Consider the following 17,339-nt stretch of genomic DNA (forward strand, 5'->3'; position numbering starts at 1 on the left):
CCATGCCACGCCAGACGCTTCTCGTTCTGCCCCTGCTGGCCGCACTGCATGTGCCGGCCTTCGCCCAACAGTCCCCGGCGCAGAAGGCACCCGTACAGCCGTCTCGGATCGCTCAAAGCCAGGTCGACCAAGCCCGCGATGTACGCGTGGCGCGCGAATGGGGCCTGCACGACGACGAATGGACACGCTACCGCGAAGTGATGGAAGGTCCACTGGGCATTCAGTCGCCCGGCCTTGATCCGCTGTCGGCGCTGGGGATCGAGGCGCGCAGCGACGACGAGCGTCGACGCTACGCCGAACTGCAAGTCCAGGCCGAGGCGCGCCGCGTCGAGAAGCTGCTGGCCTACCAGCGTGCTTACGACGAGGCCTGGCAGAGCCTGCATCCCGACGCTCAGCGGGTGAACCTGCCCGACGCCAAGCCCACCGGCGGTACAGCCATTACCGGCAGCGGCCGCACCGCAGTGTTCATCCGGGACGGCTGCGCGCCTTGCGGCGCAGTGGTACAGAACCTGCAACGCGCGGGTACCGCGTTTGACCTGTACATGGTTGGTAGCCGACAGGACGACGCACGTATCCGCGGCTGGGCAAAGCGCGCTCAGATCGACCCGGCAAAGGTGCGCAGCGGCGCCATCACGCTGAACCATGATGGAGGTCACTGGCTGGCACTGGGCCTGCCCGGCGAGCTGCCCGCAGTCGTACGCCAGGTGAACGGCCAATGGCAGCGACTACCTTGATGGCGATGCGGCGTGGCGTAATGCTGGCAGTCGTTCTAACCGCTGGCCTGGTCCTGGCCCAGGAGATCCCGCCGCCCGCCTACCAGTTGGCGGCGCAGCGGGCCGGAATTCCCTCGACCGTGCTCTACGCCGTCGCCTTGCAGGAAAGCGGCGTGCGACGGGACGGGCGCATCGTCCCCTGGCCGTGGTCGCTGAACGTGGCAGGCGCCTCGCGCCGCTTCGCCACGCGTGTGCAGGCCTGCGAGGGACTGCGCCAGGCACTTCGCGAAGCGCCGGCCACCCGAATCGACGTCGGGCTGAGCCAGATCAACCTCGGCTACCACGCCCAGCGCTACCGCCAGCCCTGCGATCTACTGGACCCGTACAGCAACCTCCGCATCGCCGCCGACATTCTTAAAGAGCAGCACCAGCCCGGCGAAGACTGGCTGCTGGCCATCGGTCGCTACCACCGGCCTGCCGGCGGCGCACCTGCCGCTCGCTACCGGCGCAGCGTCTCGCAACACCTCCAGCGCGTGCAAGGACCACAACAAGCCGGTACGCCCTCACGCGCAGAACGCAAGGAAACCTATCCATGACCCTCCACACTCCGGTCGCGCGCGGCCTGTTCCTGCTGCTTGCCGGCTCCTCACCGCTCCTGCATGCAGCAGATCCGCCAATCATGGTGGAAGACCGCGGTGGTACCTCCGCCTTGCCGTACTACGAAGCGCTGAACTTGCAACCACGCGCCGCCAACTTACCGCGTCCGGCCATCGTTGTTCCCCAAGCCCCCGCCGCAGCCGCCAATGAAGCAGCCATGCTGCCGGTGCGCAGCGCTAGGTTGTCCCCTGGGATGGTCGCGCGTCGTGTCATCGAAGCACCGGGCCTACAACCATTCTTCCTGGTCGGCGACGACGATGCATCAAGGGCCTGGCTACGCCGCCACGCGGCCGCGCTGCGCGAGCGCAGCGCGGCAGGTCTGGTGGTCAATGTCGAGACACCGCAGGCACTGGCGCAGCTGCGTGCGCTTGCACCCGGTATCACCCTGGCGCCGGTAGCTGCCGACGACTTGGCCGAGCGCCTGGGCCTGCAGCATTACCCGGCGCTGATCACGGCGACCGGCATCGAGCAATGACGCCATGGCGCGGGCACAGCCGGTTGAAGTCCTACTGCGCCCTGCGGTGGAGCTATACACCGTGGCGGTCTGCGCCGGCGCCGCGTTTTTGTCCATCGTGGCACCGTGGTCGCTCGCGCTGAGCCCAGGCATGGGGATCGGCAGCGCGCTGGCCTTCTCGGCTTACGGCGCGCTGCGCCTGCACGACGCGTGGGTGATCGTGCGCTACCGCCGCAACATCCGGCGCCTACCGCGTTACGTCATGACCAGCCGCGACGTGCCTGTCAGCGGGCAGCGGCTGTTTATCGGCAAGGGCTTCCTGTGGGAACAAAAGCACACCCACCGACTGATGCAGACGTACCGGCCGGAGTTTCGCCCCTATGTTGAGCCGACACCGGCTTATCAATTTGCCCGGCGGCTGGAGGAGCGCCTGGAGTTTGCGCCGTTCCCGCTGTCGCGCTTGCCGCATCTGACCCGCTGGGACGTCCCGTTCAATCCGATGCGCCCCTTGCCACCGGTCGGCGGCCTGCCGCGTCTGCACGGCATCGAGCCGGACGAGATCGATGTGAGCCTGCCGCTGGGCGAGCGCGTCGGGCACTCACTGGTGCTGGGAACCACCCGCGTCGGCAAGACCCGCTTGGCGGAACTGTTCATCACCCAGGATATCCGCCGCAAGATCCATGGTGAGCACGAAGTAGTGATCGTCTTCGATCCCAAGGGGGATGCCGACCTCCTGAAGCGGATGTACGTGGAGGCCCGGCGCGCGGGCCGCGAGAACGAGTTCTACGTGTTCCATCTTGGCTGGCCGGAAATTTCCTCGCGCTACAACGCGGTGGGCCGTTTCGGTCGCATCAGCGAGGTCGCCACCCGCATCGCCGGCCAACTCTCCGGCGAGGGCAACTCTGCCGCCTTCAGGGAGTTCGCGTGGCGCTTCGTCAACATTATCGCCAGGGCTCTGATCGAACTGGGGCAGCGGCCGGATTACCTGCTGATCCAGCGGCACGTCATCAACATCGACAACCTGTTCATCGAGTACGCCCAGCACTTTTTCGCCAAGACCGAGCCGAAAGCCTGGGAAGTCATCGTCCAGATCGAGGCGAAGCTCAACGAGAAGAACATCCCCCGCAACATGATCGGGCGCGAGAAGCGCGTCGTCGCACTGGAACAGTACCTGAGCCAAGTGCGCAACTATGACCCGGTGCTGGATGGTCTGCGCTCTGCGGTGCGCTACGACAAGACCTATTTCGACAAGATTGTTGCGAGCCTCTTGCCATTGTTGGAGAAGCTGACCACTGGCAAGATCGCACAGCTCCTGGCGCCAAACTACTCGGACCTGGCCGATCCCAGGCCTATTTTCGACTGGATGCAGATCATCAGGAAGCGCGCGGTGGTCTATGTCGGCCTGGATGCACTGTCCGACGCCGAGGTGTCCGCTGCAGTGGGCAACTCAATGTTCAGCGACCTAGTGTCGGTCGCTGGTCACATCTACAAGTTCGGCATCGACGACGGACTGCCCGACGCCACGGCCGACTCAAAGGTTCCGATCAACGTGCATGCCGATGAGTTCAACGAACTCATGGGGAATGAATTCATTCCGATGATCAATAAGGGCGGCGGTGCCGGGATCCAGGTCACGGCCTACACCCAGACGCTTTCGGACATTGAGGCTCGGATCGGCAATCGCGCGAAAGCGGGTCAAGTGGTCGGCAATTTCAACAACGTGTTCATGCTGCGCGTGCGCGAAACAGCCACCGCCGAGCTTCTCACGCGGCAACTACCAAAGGTTGAGGTCTACACCACCACCATCGTGTCCGGTGCAACCGACAGTTCCGATATCCGCGGCGCGACCGATTTCACCAGCAACACGCAGGATCGGATCAGCATGTCCAGCGTGCCGATGATCGAGCCTGCACACATCGTGCAGTTGCCCAAGGGACAGTGTTTCGCGCTGATGCAAGGTGGCAATCTTTGGAAAATCCGTATGCCGCTGCCGGCCCCGGATCCAGACGAAGTCATGCCCAAGGACTTGCAGCAACTGGCGGGCTACATGCGCCAGAGCTACACCGAGAGCAGCCAGTGGTGGGAGAACATCGGTTCTCCGGCGTTACAGGAGAAGCCGCTGCCGGAAGGCCTGGCTGATGATGAAGCGGCGGCACCTGTCGACCAGGCTGGCAGGCCATGAGTGATCCGGCATCGACCGCTCAGCGGCAGGAGAACCGCCGACAGGGCCTGATCGCCGGTGCCATCAGCCTGCCGTTTCGGCTGCTGGGCGTGCTGATCGGCTCGCTGCTGATCTCGATCGTCGTAGAGTGTGTCGGCATGCACCTGTTCTGGAAGGATCAAGGTTGGCGCCACTCACAAGCCATGCTGCAGTACGAACTAGGCCATCTATCGAACCATTTCACGCGCAGCGTCGTCGTGCAGGAACCAGGGCGCACGGCACACCAATTAGTGGATGCAGGCCACGAATGGGTCTTCGTCAGGACAGGACTGCTGGAGCGGATCGAGAGAACGGCCGAGCAGGCTCGCGCACCGAGCCAGGTGCAAACGCGCGACTTCCGCTACTTCATCAGCCAAGCGTACGTCTGGACCGAGCGCTACCTGATCGCCGCCGGCTTCACCACGCTAACCTTCCTTGTGCGTCTGCTGATCCTGGTGCTGACGTTGCCGTTGATGCTCACGGCCGTGTTCACTGGTCTGGTGGATGGCCTAGTGCGCCGCGACGTGCGTCGGTTCGGCGCCGGGCGCGAATCTGGATTCGTCTATCACCGTGCGAAGGCCACGCTGATGCCGCTGGCCGTGCTGCCTTGGGTGATCTACCTGGCGATGCCAATCTCGGCCCATCCACTGCTGATCCTGCTGCCCAGCGCCGCGCTACTGGGGCTTGCCGTGGCGCTGACGGCAAGCAGCTTCAAGAAGTATTTGTGATCGACATCATTCCAATACAGAGCTTCGACCGCAGCCAACGTCTGGGCTAATCACTTCTTGAATTCACTAATGATTTTTTCTTTAAGTTCGTTGATGCTTATGAACTTTGTACCTAACCCGAGCGCTGAGTAAATAAAAGTACCACGTATACGCAGCCTCTTATCATCCGTCACGAAATAATCGGCCTTCCAGGCATGCTTCAAGTGTTCTGTATCCTGAAGGCTGCTCCGAATCTTGCTCAGCTCAGAAAGAGGCTCTGTCTGAAAGTTTATTAAGTCCAGAAAGTCACAAAGGTGCTCAATATGACTCATGCATTCAGAATCTCCATCATACTTAATCGACTTATCAACAAGTTCCTGCAAGGAAAATGATTTCTCGATGGTTGCCGCACTGAGTCTCCGACACAAGGCACGATCGCTCTCATAGTCATTGAAATCGACCTCCCCGCTTCTGTCATCAAGATAGGGGCGTAGAGAATCCAAGAATTCATCAATATTTTCATTGGCCCGCTTCGACAGCCTTGATCCCCTTGAATAATGAGGATATCCCCAGTGATTGCAGTACATCTTCTGTACCTTCAAATCCTCAGCAGCCCTTGTTGCATTTCTCCAGAGTAAAACGCGATCAAACGTGACCTGGACATCTTCCTTGGCAAGCATCACTCCATCCTCGGATCGCACCAGCATGGTGTTTTCTGTAAACACCTCAATCGCTTCAAAGTATTCAGCAAGCCGAACGCGGCTCATTTTGAAACCATCTTCAATTACATAGGGACTATAGACAAACCTGCAACCAACCTTCTTTTTGAAGCTCTCAACCTGCCTGCTGAAACTTTGATCGCTCCCATATTTGCTAACCACATTCTGATCAACGTAAAACAATTCTACACCGGCAGATATTTCTACTGGCTTATAAGCAATAACTTGTTTTTTCTCCACCCTTCCGTGCGCGAGAATGGCGTCATGACACTTTGCCTGCTCATGGTAAAAATGATCCATCGCCAAACGAGAAATCTCGCCCTTGACCGCATCCACATATTTCTCGTAGGACGGGATGGATTTTTCAGGAATTTTTGACTTTACATAGTCAGGGGAAACAACCAAATCCAGTGCAAGAACAATGGAATTCAAATCGTTCGGAACGGAAAATATACGGCACAACTCAGTGACTATCCCTTCGTTTTCTTTGTTTGCTCTTGAAATACCATTGATGAAATTGAAAAGCATACGCTCCATCCTGGCGAGTTCCAAACACCCCAGGCATTCCTGTTGGCAAATTTGCCTATCACCGACAGCCTTACCCAAGTTCATCAGCAGACGCCAATCTTCCGTTGTCAGCAAATGAGAATAATCATTGATATCCTCGATCAACCGCTTGACGGCACTATCAATAACAAAACTAAGGCTGTGCTTAATCAGGCAGTTCATTGTTTCCCCAAATTCAAAATGTTTAACACATCAAATACCGTCACTACCTCGAGCATGACAGCGCACCACCTGCCCATGCCAGATATCCCGCATTGCGCTGCTAATATAGATTGAATGCCTTTCCGGCTCATAACCCATCAACACAAAAAACGACAGGAAACAAGATGGCGCCCACCACGCTCTACATCATCGGAAACGGCTTTGACCTCTGGCACGGCATCCCATCAGGTCTAGTAGACTTCAAGGAGTATGTGCAAGACACAGCCAGCGACGTCTACCGTGAAGTAGAAGAGTACCTTCCGGCCGGAGAAAACTGGAACGGACTGGAACTGGCGCTGGCCGAGCTGGATGCGGATATGCTGATCGATAACCTCGGCCATTTCATGGCGTCCTACAGTGATGAGGATTGGAGCGATTCAGGGCATCACGATTTCCAGTATGAGGTGGAGAACGTCGTTGGTCGGCTCTCGACGGAACTGCAGGCGCATTTCGCCGACTGGGTTCGTGCGCTGCCCATTCCAACACGCGATACCACACCGAGACGGCTGTCAAAACTGGATCGGCGCGCGCTGTTCCTGAGCTTTAACTACACCAGCACATTGAATGCCGTCTATAACGTCGCCCTCCAACAGGTACTGTTCATCCATGGCTGTGCGACACAACCAGACGATGCGCTGATACTAGGCCATGCTTGGAGCCCCTCGACCCGGAGCTCGCTGAATGATCGCCCCGATATAGAAGAAATTGACACGCGCCTGATGGAAGCCAACGGCATCATCGACGACTATTTTTCGGCGACCTTCAAGCGCTCGGCCGAGCTCATAGCCCAGAACGCCGACTTCTTCAACTCCCTGGACACCGTCGAACAGATGGTCGTGCTCGGCCACTCGCTGTCAGCCGTCGATGCCGTGTACTTCAAGGCGCTGCTCGCTCAACCCTGCGTAGCCCTGGCACGCTGGATCATCGCAGTGCGTGATATGGATGAATGGCCCGACAAACAGATCTTACTGGCGGAACTAGGCTTACCACCAGGCGCAGCGGTGCCAGCGCTTTGGCAAGACCTGTAGCTACCTTGACCATTTCTGACAGAACGTCAGGATGGCCTCAGCGACAGCATGCGGCACTTCTCGCTGCGGGAAGTGCCCTATCCCATCGAGCACCTGCCGCTCGTAGCTGCCCTGGAAGAACGTCTCCCGGCCCTTGGAACTGTCGGGGTGGTTGCAGGTATCTGCGCCGCCATGCAGGACCAGCGTTGGCAACGACAGTACAGGCGCAGGATTCAAACGTGCTTCGTCCTCCGCATAGGCCGGGTCGCCCTCGGTGAAACCCCAGCGGTGGCGGTAGGAATGGAGCACGATGTCGACCCAGTCGTCACCCTGGAACGCCTGCGCCGCTTCATCGAAGTCGACCTGGCTGTACCAGCCGGCCGGCGCCCAGGTGTCCCACATCATGCGGGTGAAGGCTTCGCGCTCGTCACGCACCACCTGCTCTCCGCGCGGCGTGGCCATGTACCAGTGATACCACTAGTTGCGCGCCTGCGGCAGTGATAGCGGCTGATCCGACGCGTTGGTGCCGTAGCCCACGGACAGCATCACCAGGTGCAACGCCACGCCTGGGCGCAGGCCGCAGGCATTGGCGGCGGCGCGGGCGCCCCAGTCGTGGCCGATCAGAGCCGGCTGCGCCAGCCCAAGCACGTCAATGAACTCCAGCAGATCGCGGCCCAGGGCGGACAACTGGCCGCTGCGCTGCGTGGCAGTGTTGCGGAACCGCGTCGGCGCAAAGCCTCGCAGCGCCGGAGCCAGCACACGGTAGCCCGCATCGGCTAGGACAGGAGCAACGGACTTCCAGCACTCAGGACTGTCCGGCCAGCCGTGAAGCAGGATGGCCGTTCGGCCTCCCTGCGGGTTCCATTCGAGATAGGCAATGTCGAGTCGTTCGGTCGAAGCAAAGCGGTAGTTGTTCATGGGGTTGTCTCGTGCCTTTGAAGATGATGCAGCGTAGCTGGACGACTCCATTCGATTAGCAAATAATCATCCATCATTGATGATATTTTGCGTTTAATGCCCAAATGAATTCCTCTCTCATCACAGACGGCCCACCACTGGATACGGTGCTGCTGCGCACCTTCCTCGAAATCGTGGACAGCGGCAGCTTCGCAACGGCCGCTGAGAGGCTGGCGCTGACCCCCTCTGCCGTCAGCGGGCATATCCGGCGACTGGAACAGATCGCGGGCGCCAGCCTGCTGGCGCGCACCACGCGCCGCCTGGAACTGACCCAGGCTGGCGACACCTTGTATGCCTACGGCCGCAACATCCTGGATCTGGAGCGCGAAGCCCGCGCCAAGCTGCGGGGTAGCCCGCTGCACGGGCACCTGCGCATCGGTGCTTCCGAGGACTTCGCCGGTACCTGGCTGCCGCAGGTGCTGCAACGCTTTCGACAGTGGCATCCGGATGCCACGATCGAGCTGAAGGTTGGCATCACCGCCGAGCTGCTGCGGCAGCAGGAACGGGGCCGCCTGGATCTTGTCTTTGGCAAGCAATGTAGCCGCGTTGGGGACATCGGCGCGTTGCTGTGGGAAGAACCGCTGATCTGGGCGTTTGCGGTGGATCAGCCTCTGCCGGCTGGCGAGTCACTGCCGCTAGCTGTCTTCCCCGAGCGCTGTGTCTATCGCGAGTCGGCAGTCACAGCATTGGGAAAGACCGATCGCATTTGGCGCATCGTCTTTGAAAGCAGCAGCATGGCCGGGTGCCTGTCGGCGGCACGTGCGGGTTTCGCCATCACGGTCATTGCCGAAAGCCAGCGTAGCGAAGGCTTGCGCGTGCTGGGCGGCGAGGACGGCTTGCCCGAACTGCCGACGGCGCGCTTTTACGCTTTCGCCGGCAAGGATAGTCCCGTCAGTGCGGCGCTCATCGAGGCCGCCCGCCGCGCCGGGCAGGGTCGTTTCAATCTGCGCGGCCTTCGAGACTGACCAATGCTGCGACGGTTTTATTGAGGCGTGATGCGTGAGTGGCGGTACTGCCTACCCATCATCGCCATGGCAATGGCGCGGCCCTTCTGATGCTCGGGTACCAGACGCGCGGCATAGCCAGCCAGCAGCAACCCGGCCGACACACCCGTGAGAAAGCGCGCCACCATCGTCAGCACATAGCGACCGATGAACGTGGTGACGGTATTGCTGTGCGCTCGTCCTGCGGCGCGGAAGGCACTTTTCCGTCGCTGAAGAAACGCTCGTTCGTCGCCTAGGCTACCGGCTGCGCAGCAGGTCTCCCATCCCAGACCAATGCCATGGTGGTCGGGCATAGCTTGCGAGTCGACTTGGTCGGTGCCATCAAGACTAAAAAACGGTTGCGCCCCAGTTCCCATTGTTTGCGGCCCGAATCGGCCTACCTCGCCACCATCACGCCATTGCAGATCGACCCGAGGAATGGCGCGATGGTGTTTTCGATTCAGTGCCGCGGCACGCGTTGTGGCCCGGTCACCCTGCTCCTGATGGTTCTGGGCATGGGCCTTCCGCTGGCCGCCCGCGCCGATGCGCCGGCCCAGCGCCAGGAACTGGCCGCAGCCTTGCGCCAGCTCGACGCACTGGAGCGCTTCGTCGCGCAGAGCGCATCCAATGCACCACTGGCGCCAGGCGAACGCTACCACTTCGACTACCCCAGGCTACTCGATGACCTGGCGCGCGTGCGCGCTGGCATCCAGACCCATCTCGCGCCGTCCCGCGCCCAGCCGCGCGATCCAGCCGCGCTGAGCGGTGACTACCGCCACGAGTCCACGCCCGACGCGTCCCAGACACCGGAGGCGCAACCATGACTCCCGCCCAGACCAGCGCGTTCCAGGCCAACAGCAGTATCGCGCCCAGTGCAATGGCGTCGGTACTCGTGGGCGTGGTGTTCGCGGTGCTCCTGCTGTGGGGCGCCTGGGCCATCCGCACCGCCTACGTCGGCTGGGCGGAAAACAACCTCAATCAGCGTCAGTTCCTCGGTGTCGTCGTCCGCTTTCTGGCGATGTACCTGGTGCTGACTTTCTTCCTCCTCTCGTAACCAGAAAGGTCAGATCATGGCAACCACTCGCTTTTCCCGTCTCCGTTCAACCCGGAGCGCCGCGCTGGCGCTGGGCCTCGCCACGCTGCCCGCGCTGTCGTTCGCGCAGGGCCTTCCGCAACTGGAGAACCCCTCGCGCGGAACGGGCAACGGCATCATGGAAACCATCCGCAACTATGGCTACGACATTATTCTGCTCGTAGCGCTGCTGGTCGTCGCCAGCATGTTCATCGGCGTTTGCTACCACGCCTACGGCACTTATGCGGAGATCCATACCGGGAAGAAAACCTGGGGCCAATTCGGCTTGACCGTGGCAATCGGCGCCGTGCTGCTAGTGATCGGCATCTGGCTGCTCACCGAAGCCACCGGCATCCTTTGAGGACCGGATCATGGCCGAGTATCAGCACGTCCGGGCGGACGGCACGGTAGCGTTTCTTCCGCATCGACTCAACCGGCATCCCGTGGTGGTGCGAGGGCTGACGGCGGACGAGCTCTGGCTTTGCTGCGGCCTGTCCGGTGCCGGCGGGCTACTGGTCGGCACGCCACTGTCCTGGCTGTTCTCGACCATCGCGCTGGCACCGACCTTCATCGTTCTGGGTGTCGCATTCGGTATCTTCGTCGGCGGCGGCATCCTGCGCCGCCAGAAGCGCGGTAGACCCGACACGTGGTTGTACCGCGAACTGCAATGGCGGTTCTCCACCCGCTACCCGTTGACCGCAGGCTGGATCGGCGGCCACATGCTGATCGCGCGCTCCGGTTACTGGTCCAATCGGAGGGTTGCGCGATGAGCCGTTTCAAAAACGAAGTCGCGCACCTGCAGTCGCACATCAAGACCCTGCGCCTGGGCGTGCTCGCACTGCTGGTGGTCGCCCTGGTGATGGGCGGTGGCTGGTGGAGCGCCCCGCGCGATCTCACCATCCATGTCCCGCCTGACCTGCGCTCTGGCAGCACGCGCAAGTGGTGGGAGGTCCCGCCGGAAAGCGTCTACGCCTTCACCTTCTACGTGTTCCAGCAGCTCAACCGCTGGCCCACGAACGGAGAAGAGGACTACAGCCGCAACCTGCATGCGTTGTCGCCGTACTTCACCCCGGCCTGCCGGGCCTTCTTGCAGGCGGACTACGACTACCGCCGCAGCACTGGCGAACTTCGCCAACGAGTGCGCGGCATCTACGAGATCCCGGGCCGGGGCTACGGTGACAACCCCGCCGCACGAGTCCGGGTTGTGTCCGACCGCGACTGGGTGGTGACGCTCGACCTGAGCGCCGACGAGTACCACGCGGCCGAACAGGTCAAGCGCGCCCTGGTGCGTTACCCGATCAAGGTCACACGCGTGGACGTCGATCCCACGCGCAATCCGTTCGGCCTGGTGCTGGACTGCTACGACGGTGCGCCGCAACGCATCGCCACGCCGACGCCAGAGGCACCGGCCCGCGGCGGTCTGGGATCGCAAGGAGAGACGCCATGAAGACCATGAAACATCACCGTCTCGCCAGGCTGGGCCTGCTGGCCCTGGTACTGACTCCAGTAGCCCAGGCCATGGAGATTCTGCGCTGGGAGCGTCTGCCGCTGGCCGTACCGCTCGCGGTCGGCCAGGAGCGCATTGTGTTCGTGGATCGCAACGTGCGCGTCGGCGTACCGGCCAGTGTTGGCGAGCGGCTGCGCGTGCAGAGCGCGGGCGGCGCCATCTACCTGCGAGCCAGCGAACCGATCGAGCCAACGCGACTGCAATTGCAGGACGCCGACAGCGGCGCGCTGATCCTGCTCGACATCGCTGCCGAGCCGGCCCGGGACGGCGTACCGCCGCTGGAGCCGGTTCGCATCGTCGAAGGTGACGCCGCGCCGCAGCGCTACGGCCAGCAGCAGAACACGGGAACCGAAGCACCGGCTACGGAGCAGGCCCGGCCGCCCAGGCGCGATACGCCAGTGGCCGTGGTGCTGACGCGTTACGCCGTACAGAACCTGTATGCGCCGCTGCGCACCGTGGAGCCTGTGCCGGGGATCATGCGTGTGAACCTGCGTCGCGACCTGGCGCTCGACACGCTGTTGCCCACGCTGCCAGTGACGGCGACGGCGCTCGCCGCATGGCGCCTGGACGATCAGTGGGTCACCGCCGTGCGGCTGAGCCACGGCGGTAGCGGCTGGCTCGACCTCGATCCGCGCGCACTGCAAGGCGATTTCCTCACCGCCACCTTTCAGCATTCAGCGCTCGGCCCGCGCGGCACACCCGAAGACACCACGGTGCTGTATCTGGTCACACGCGGGCGCGGCTTGCCACAGTCGCTGCTGCCGGCCATTCAGCGTTTCGACCCGGCGGCGCTGCTGCCCGAAGTCCGTCCCGCTTCGGACGGCCACGACGACAAGGAGCGCAACGATGCGCAGTAACGGATTGCTCAAGTGGCTGGTGCTTCCGGTCGCAGGGCTGGTGCTGTTATTCGGCATCCGCCTGTTTTCCGGTGGCAGCGATTCACCTCGCACCACTGTCGATGCGGGCACTCAGCTCACTCCGGAGGAGATGCAGACACTCGGCATCGAGGGTGACACGCCGCGCGACACCGTGGCGACACTGGTCGCGCAGGTCAAGCAACTGCGCACGGAATTGCAGACAGCCATGACCGACAACAAGACCCATCGCGATGAAAATCAGCGCCTGCGCCAGCGCGAAGGCGCGATCGATCAGCGCATCAGCACCGCGCTGGAATCAGAGCGCACGGCCCTGCGCCGCGACCAGGAACGGCTTGCCGGCGAGCGCCAGCAGACCGAAGGCCTGTTGCAGGACTTGCAACGTCGGCTGGAAGGCATCGGTGGCGGCAGCCATGCCGATTTGCCCGTGGGCCTCGGATTGCGCGAGGGCGACGGCGATGGCTTGGCCAGCGGAGCTGGCATCCGCTGGGTGGAGCCGGAGGATGCCCGGCAAACCGACGAACGCAGCGGCACAGGTTCGTCCCTGAGTTTCCCGACCAGCTTCGGCCCTGCACAGAAGACGCTGGAAGCCACCGTCGGGCAAGTCGCCGACGCGGGTGCGAAGGCCACGGGCGTCAAGACGGCCAAGCCGGTCTATACCGTGCCGACCAATTCGACCCTGATGGGCTCGGTCGCCATGACCGCACTGATCGGTCGCGTACCCATCGACGGGACGGTAAACGACCCGTTCCCGTTCAAAGTCCTGGTCGGCCCGGACAATCTGACGGCGAATGGCATCGACATTCCCGATGTGGCCGGCGCCGTGTTCAGCGGTACCGCCAGCGGCGACTGGACGCTCTCGTGTGTCAGGGGACAAGTGCGTTCGATCACATTCGTGTTCCATGACGGCACGATCCGCACCATCCCAGAAGACAGCGAACGCGGGAACCAGCAGAGCAACCAGCAGGACGGGCTGGGCTGGATCAGCGACCCGTTCGGCATTCCCTGCGTCAGCGGCGAACGCCGCAGCAATGCGCAGCAGTACCTGGGTACGCAGGCGCTGATCACCGCCGCCGGCGCAGGCGCCGCTTCGTTGATCGATTCAGACAGCGGGCAGATGTCGTATGCCGGCTCCGACGGCTCCATCGGCACGGTAGGCATCAACAGCAACGAGGCGGTGGGCCGCATCTTGGCCGGTGGCGTGCGCGATATGTCCGACTGGGTCAACAAGCTCTATGGCCAGGCTTTCGCGGCGGTCTACGTGCAGCCGGGTGCCCAGGTCGCCGTCCATCTCGAAAAACCCCTTGCCATCGACTTCGACCCCGAAGGTCGCCGTGTCGATCACCGCGTAGGAGACTCCCATGCACTCGAACTGGACTAAACCGCTGCTGCTGGCGATCGCTGCAACGGCGCTGGCAGGCTGCGCCACCAGTAAGGAAGAGCTGCTGCCACACAACGGCCGCACCATGCAGGACATCTGGCACCAGGCGGCCGGCGATGGCGGCAGCGCGGGTCAGGTGGCGCGCCGCCAGTTGCTCGACGCGCGCCAGAGCCTGCGCCGACCGCTGACCGATGCCGACGTGCAGGCAGCGCCCAGTGAGCAGGCGCGCTACACCCGTACCGCCGCCAATGAGGTGCGCAGCCAGTTCCAGCGGCTGCCCAACCCCGATCTCGCCATGTACGTGTTTCCGCATCTCGCAGGCACGGACCCGGTGCCAGTACCTGGCTATACGACGCTGTTCCCCTTGTACCAACGAGTTCAGTACGCCATGCCTGGCGAGCGTGTGGAGGACTACTGATGGCCTGGACGCTGCCCTGGCGTCGCCCCGCGCCTGCCGACACCGCACCCGCAGGGGAAGAACCGCAGGACGGATGGAAGCGCCACATCAGTGCGTTGCGCGAGGCCGGCATTCCAGAACCCGGCGCTGCGCTCGACAAGGACCGTCCGGCCACGCAGGCCGACGATCAGTCGCTCTACGACGCGCCGCCATCGTTCGTCGAGTTGCTGCCCTGGGTCGAATACCTGCCGCAATCCCAGTGCATGCTGTTGGAGGATGGGATTTCGGTCGCGGCTTTCTTCGAACTGACACCGCTGGGCACCGAAGGCCGCGAGGCTACGTGGCTGGCCCAGGCGCGCGACGCGCTGGAGAATGCGCTGCAGGACAGCTTCGAAGAGCTCGACGCAAACCCGTGGGTGCTCCAGCTCTACGCGCAGGACGAGGCCAATTTCGACCAGTACCTGGATACCCTGCGCCGCTATGTCCAGCCGCGAGCCCAGGGCTCGTACTTCACCGAGTTCTACCTGGACTCGTTCGTCCATCACCTGCGCGCCGTCGCCAAACCCGGCGGCCTGTTCGAGGACACCGTGGTCACGCGCCTGGCATGGCGCGGGCAGAGCCGGCGCGTGCGGATGGTGGTCTATCGCCGTGCCACGGGTCAATCCAGCCGCCGGGGCCAGACACCCGAGCAGGCGCTCAATACCGTCTGCGACCGCCTGGTCGGCGGGCTGTCCAATGCCGGCATCCAGACCCGTCGCCTGGACGCTGGCCAGGTGCATGACTGGCTGCTGCGCTGGTTCAACCCGCACCCCACCTCGCTGGGACCATCAGCCGAAGATCGCGAGCGCTTCTACAAGTTGGCGGCCTATCCACAGACGCCGGAGCCCGACGAGATCGAACTCGCCAGCGGCAAAGACTTCTCGCGGCGGCTGTTCTTCGGCCAACCTCGCTCGGATGTCGATCAAGGTCTGTGGTACTTCGACGGCCTGCCGCACCGGGTCATGGTCACCGACCGCCTGCGCACGCCGCCCGCCGTGGGCCACCTGACGGGAGAAACGCGAAAGGGCGATGCGATCAACACCTTGTTTGATCAACTACCCGAAGACACGGTGATGTGCCTGACGATGGTGGCGACTCCGCAGGACATCCTGGAGGCACACCTCAACCAACTGGCGAAGAAGGCGGTCGGCGAAACGCTCGCGTCCGAGCAGACGCTCAAGGACGTGCAGGAAGCACGCTCGCTGATCGGCAGCGCCCACAAGCTCTACCGCGGCACACTGGCCTTCTATCTGCGCGGCCACAACGAGGATGATCTGGATCGGCGCGGCCTGCACCTGGCCAACGTCATGCTCAATGCCGGGCTGCAGCCGGTGCGGGAAGAGGATGAAGTGGCGCCCCTGAACAGCTACCTGCGCTGGTTGCCGTGCGTCTATAACCCCGGCCAGGATCGCCGGCAGTGGTACACCCAGCTCATGTTCGCGCAGCATGCCGCGAACCTCTCGCCTACCTGGGGGCGCAGCCAGGGCACGGGCCATCCCGGGATCACGGTGTTCAATCGCGGTGGCGGGCTGATCACGTTCGACCCGTTCAACCGCCTGGACCGGCAGATGAACGCGCATCTGTTCCTGTTCGGGCCGACTGGCAGCGGCAAGAGCGCCACGCTCAACAACATCCTCAACCAGGTCGCAGCGATCTACCGACCGCGCATGTTCATTGTCGAAGCGGGCAATTCCTTCGGATTACTGGGCGACTTCGCCGCGCAGTTGGGTCTGTCGGTAAACCGGGTCAAGCTGGCGCCCGGCTCGGGGGTGAGCTTGGCGCCGTTCGCGGATGCGCGTCGGTTGATCGAGACCCCCAGCGACGTGCAAACGCTGGACGCCGATACGCTGGACGAAGAGCAGCCGGCCGATCCGGCCACCACCGATACGGATGAGCAGCGTGATGTGCTGGGTGAACTGGAGATCACCGCGCGCCTGATGATCACCGGCGGCGAAGACAAGGAAGAAGCGCGCATGACGCGCGCCGACCGCTCGCTGATCCGCCAGTGCATCCTGGACGCTGCACAGCACTGTGTCGCCGACGACCGCACCGTGCTGACGCGCGACGTGCGCGACGCGCTGCGCGAGCGAGGCCGCGATACGACCTTGCCGGAGACGCGGCGCACGCGGCTGCTGGAGATGGCCGATGCGATGGATATATTCTGCCAAGGAAGCGACGGCGAGATGTTCGACCGCCCAGGCACACCCTGGCCGGAGGCGGACATCACCGTGGTCGACCTGGCGACGTATGCCCGGGAGGGCTACAACGCGCAGCTCTCAATCGCCTACGTCTCGCTGATCAACACCGTGAACAACATCGCCGAACGCGACCAGTTCCTCGGCAGGCCGATCCTCAACGTGACCGACGAAGGCCACGTAATCACGAAGAACCCATTGCTGGCGCCCTACGTCGTCAAGGTTACAAAAATGTGGCGCAAATTGGGGGCATGGTTCTGGCTGGCCACGCAAAACATCGACGACCTGCCGAAGGCGGCCGAGCCGATGCTGTCGATGATCGAGTGGTGGATCTGCCTGTCGATGCCGCCAGATGAAGTCGAGAAGATCGCGCGCTTCCGCGAGCTGTCACCCGCGCAGAAAGCGTTGATGCTGTCGGCGCGCAAAGAGGCCCACAAGTTCTCCGAGGGCGTCATCCTTTCCAAGAGCATGGAAGTGCTGTTCCGTGCCGTGCCGCCTAGCCTCTACCTAGCACTTGCACAGACCGAGCCCGAAGAGAAGTTCGAGCGCCATCAGCTCATGCAGCAGCACGGCGTCGGCGAACTCGAAGCGGCGTTCAAGGTCGCCGAGAAGATCGACCGCGCCCGCGGCATCGAACCCCCGGCCTACGACAGCGTGTTCTATTGACCACCGGAGTCTGCCATGACCCTTTCACGACTGCCCATCCAT

The 17,339-nt window shown here is 62.7% G+C and carries 17 protein-coding genes and 2 pseudogenes; 16 read left to right on the plus strand and 3 right to left on the minus strand.

Annotation, left to right across the window (positions count from 1 at the left end; all coding sequences use genetic code 11):
* The first annotated feature begins 2 nt into the window (after window positions 1-2).
* Genes AC0IYN_RS00735 through AC0IYN_RS00755 form a run of 5 tightly spaced genes read left to right on the plus strand, consistent with a single transcriptional unit; the run spans window position 3 to window position 4,752 of the window.
* Window positions 3-734, plus strand: coding sequence for a TIGR03759 family integrating conjugative element protein (locus AC0IYN_RS00735; protein ID WP_471844721.1), 732 nt, complete (start codon window positions 3-5; stop codon window positions 732-734).
* Entirely contained in the window at window positions 716-1,309 is a 594-nt protein-coding gene (locus AC0IYN_RS00740; protein ID WP_471840217.1) for a transglycosylase SLT domain-containing protein, read from the plus strand. The genes AC0IYN_RS00735 and AC0IYN_RS00740 overlap by 19 nt, the downstream gene beginning before the upstream one ends.
* A complete protein-coding gene (locus AC0IYN_RS00745) occupies window positions 1,306-1,845 on the plus strand; it encodes an integrating conjugative element protein (protein WP_471840218.1) in 540 nt (179 codons plus the stop codon). Before AC0IYN_RS00740 ends, AC0IYN_RS00745 begins: the two co-directional genes overlap by 4 nt.
* Before the next feature lie 4 nt (window positions 1,846-1,849).
* Window positions 1,850-4,006: a type IV conjugative transfer system coupling protein TraD gene (gene traD, locus AC0IYN_RS00750; RefSeq protein ID WP_471840220.1), complete on the plus strand. Its 2,157-nt coding sequence runs from the start codon at window positions 1,850-1,852 to the stop codon at window positions 4,004-4,006.
* Window positions 4,003-4,752, plus strand: coding sequence for a TIGR03747 family integrating conjugative element membrane protein (locus AC0IYN_RS00755; RefSeq protein ID WP_471840222.1), 750 nt, complete (start codon window positions 4,003-4,005; stop codon window positions 4,750-4,752). Before traD ends, AC0IYN_RS00755 begins: the two co-directional genes overlap by 4 nt.
* 50 nt (window positions 4,753-4,802) lie before the next feature.
* On the opposite strand, the gene AC0IYN_RS00760 is transcribed toward AC0IYN_RS00755, so the two are convergent.
* On the minus strand, window positions 4,803-6,179 hold the full coding sequence (locus AC0IYN_RS00760; RefSeq protein ID WP_471840223.1) for a hypothetical protein: 1,377 nt from the start codon (window positions 6,177-6,179) through the stop codon (window positions 4,803-4,805).
* A gap of 164 nt (window positions 6,180-6,343) precedes the next feature.
* Between AC0IYN_RS00760 and AC0IYN_RS00765 the strand changes: the two genes are divergently transcribed.
* Window positions 6,344-7,246 (plus strand): bacteriophage abortive infection AbiH family protein, encoded by a 903-nt coding sequence (locus AC0IYN_RS00765; protein ID WP_471840224.1) that lies wholly within the window; start codon window positions 6,344-6,346, stop codon window positions 7,244-7,246.
* On the opposite strand, the pseudogene AC0IYN_RS00770 reads toward AC0IYN_RS00765, so the two are convergent.
* Window positions 7,247-8,143, minus strand: a pseudogene (locus AC0IYN_RS00770) (alpha/beta fold hydrolase). It lies immediately after the preceding gene.
* A 104-nt stretch (window positions 8,144-8,247) separates the two neighbouring features.
* Here AC0IYN_RS00770 and AC0IYN_RS00775 point away from each other — a divergent pair.
* The gene (locus tag AC0IYN_RS00775; RefSeq protein ID WP_471840226.1) at window positions 8,248-9,147 is read left to right on the plus strand and encodes a LysR substrate-binding domain-containing protein; all 900 of its coding nucleotides are present in this window, start codon (window positions 8,248-8,250) and stop codon (window positions 9,145-9,147) included.
* 53 nt (window positions 9,148-9,200) lie between these two features.
* Here the strand turns inward: AC0IYN_RS00775 and AC0IYN_RS00780 are convergent.
* A pseudogene (locus tag AC0IYN_RS00780) lies at window positions 9,201-9,371 on the minus strand (MFS transporter); the annotation flags it as partial.
* A gap of 123 nt (window positions 9,372-9,494) precedes the next feature.
* Here AC0IYN_RS00780 and AC0IYN_RS00785 point away from each other — a divergent pair.
* The 9 genes from AC0IYN_RS00785 to AC0IYN_RS00825 are packed head-to-tail and all read left to right on the plus strand — an operon-like array spanning window position 9,495 to window position 17,297.
* Entirely contained in the window at window positions 9,495-9,989 is a 495-nt protein-coding gene (locus AC0IYN_RS00785; RefSeq protein ID WP_471840227.1) for an integrative conjugative element protein, RAQPRD family, read from the plus strand.
* The gene (locus AC0IYN_RS00790) at window positions 9,986-10,219 is read left to right on the plus strand and encodes a TIGR03758 family integrating conjugative element protein (protein ID WP_471840228.1); all 234 of its coding nucleotides are present in this window, start codon (window positions 9,986-9,988) and stop codon (window positions 10,217-10,219) included. The genes AC0IYN_RS00785 and AC0IYN_RS00790 overlap by 4 nt, the downstream gene beginning before the upstream one ends.
* A gap of 16 nt (window positions 10,220-10,235) precedes the next feature.
* The gene (locus tag AC0IYN_RS00795; RefSeq protein WP_471840229.1) at window positions 10,236-10,598 is read left to right on the plus strand and encodes a TIGR03745 family integrating conjugative element membrane protein; all 363 of its coding nucleotides are present in this window, start codon (window positions 10,236-10,238) and stop codon (window positions 10,596-10,598) included.
* Between the two features lie 10 nt (window positions 10,599-10,608).
* Entirely contained in the window at window positions 10,609-11,007 is a 399-nt protein-coding gene (locus tag AC0IYN_RS00800) for a TIGR03750 family conjugal transfer protein (RefSeq protein ID WP_471840230.1), read from the plus strand.
* Window positions 11,004-11,684 (plus strand): PFL_4703 family integrating conjugative element protein, encoded by a 681-nt coding sequence (locus AC0IYN_RS00805; protein ID WP_471840231.1) that lies wholly within the window; start codon window positions 11,004-11,006, stop codon window positions 11,682-11,684. Before AC0IYN_RS00800 ends, AC0IYN_RS00805 begins: the two co-directional genes overlap by 4 nt.
* Before the next feature lie 5 nt (window positions 11,685-11,689).
* Window positions 11,690-12,601 (plus strand): TIGR03749 family integrating conjugative element protein, encoded by a 912-nt coding sequence (locus AC0IYN_RS00810; protein WP_471844723.1) that lies wholly within the window; start codon window positions 11,690-11,692, stop codon window positions 12,599-12,601.
* Window positions 12,591-14,000 carry a TIGR03752 family integrating conjugative element protein gene (locus tag AC0IYN_RS00815; protein ID WP_471840232.1) on the plus strand — a complete coding sequence of 470 codons (1,410 nt, stop codon included), beginning with the start codon at window positions 12,591-12,593 and terminating at the stop codon, window positions 13,998-14,000. The genes AC0IYN_RS00810 and AC0IYN_RS00815 overlap by 11 nt, the downstream gene beginning before the upstream one ends.
* Window positions 13,981-14,418, plus strand: a complete 438-nt coding sequence (locus tag AC0IYN_RS00820; RefSeq protein WP_471840233.1) for a TIGR03751 family conjugal transfer lipoprotein — start codon at window positions 13,981-13,983, stop codon at window positions 14,416-14,418. Before AC0IYN_RS00815 ends, AC0IYN_RS00820 begins: the two co-directional genes overlap by 20 nt.
* A complete protein-coding gene (locus AC0IYN_RS00825) occupies window positions 14,418-17,297 on the plus strand; it encodes a conjugative transfer ATPase (RefSeq protein WP_471840235.1) in 2,880 nt (959 codons plus the stop codon). Before AC0IYN_RS00820 ends, AC0IYN_RS00825 begins: the two co-directional genes overlap by 1 nt.
* The last annotated feature ends 42 nt before the right edge of the window (window positions 17,298-17,339 follow it).

This window comes from Pseudomonas sp. AC112, from assembly GCF_979253545.1.